Annotated in this window: 2 protein-coding genes; both read left to right on the forward strand. The window is 74.0% G+C overall.

The window, feature by feature from the left end; translation table 11 throughout:
- The coding region (locus FV228_RS30375; RefSeq protein ID WP_147857809.1) for a hypothetical protein at positions 1-306 on the forward strand (306 nt) is incomplete at its 5' end.
- A gap of 153 nt (positions 307-459) precedes the next feature.
- On the forward strand, positions 460-1161 hold a 702-nt coding region (locus FV228_RS30380), incomplete at its 3' end, for a methyl-accepting chemotaxis protein (RefSeq protein WP_246694090.1).

Here is a 1161-nt window from a genome sequence, read left to right on the forward strand (position 1 = left end):
GCCGAGGAGCCGGTGAGCGCCGAGGCGGTGGCCGAGGCGGTCGAGGCCGCGCCGTCCCCCGTCCACGACGAGGTCGCCGTCGAGTTGCCGGTCGCGGCCGCTCCGGAGTCCGCGGAACGGTTCGAGAGGCAGGCTGCGGAGCGGTTCGAGACGCAGGCCGCGGAGGCCCCGCCCGAGGCGGCGCCGACGGAGGCCGCCCCGCCGCCCGAGCCGGTTGCTGTGGTGCTGACCCAGCCCAGCGATCCGGACCGGCCCAAGCGCGCCGGCTGGTGGTCCCGCACCAAGGCCGCCCTGACCGGCGAGTGAGATGCGACGGCACCCCCGGACGGTTGTCGTCCGGGGGTGCCGACAGGGGATCGCGGCTTCGTCCAATTCCAATAAGGGACGGTTATCCTTCACCTTCGGTTGAAGGTTCCATGCGAATATGGCTCCCGAATCGACGTTCGCAGGAGCCCCCGCATGTTGAGTTTGCGCCGCAAGCGCCCGGCCCCGGAGCTGGCCGGGACCGCGGTGACGGCCGACGCCCAGACGTCCGCGCCCGTTGCAACGACCGTCCTGGACATCGTCCCGCAGGCTGCCGTGCCCGACCGCGAATTGATGGCGCTCCTGGCGCGCCTGTCGGCCGCGGCCTCGGAGGCCGGCACCTCGATCGGCTGGATGACGCACGACGCCTCCGGCACCGCCGAGCAGGCCCGGCTGATCGCCGCCGCCAGCGAGGAACTGGCCGCCAGCACCAGCGAGATCGCGGCCCGCTCCTCCTCGGCGGCCGAGACCGCCGAGACCGCCCGCGCCGGCATCGCCACCTGCGTCGACGACCTCCAGCGCGCCAGCGACGGCATGCGCGGGATCGAGCAGGGCACCGACGAGATCGGCAGCCGGCTCGACAGCTTCTCGGCCGCCGCCCTGCGGATCGAGGAGATGGCCGGCACCATCGCGGCGATCTCGGCCCAGACCAACCTGCTGGCCCTCAACGCCACCATCGAGGCCGCCCGGGCCGGTGAGGCCGGCCGGGGCTTCGCGGTCGTCGCGGCGGAAGTGAAGATGCTCTCCGCGCAGACCGCGAAGGCGACGGACGAGATCCGCGCCCGGCTCGGCGGTCTCCGCGAGGAGATGGCGGCGATGCAGGCGGCGGTCACGCGCAGCCGCAGCGCCGTCGAGACC

Origin of the sequence: Methylobacterium sp. WL18 (genome assembly GCF_008040015.1) — a bacterium.
Classification (GTDB): domain Bacteria; phylum Pseudomonadota; class Alphaproteobacteria; order Rhizobiales; family Beijerinckiaceae; genus Methylobacterium; species Methylobacterium mesophilicum.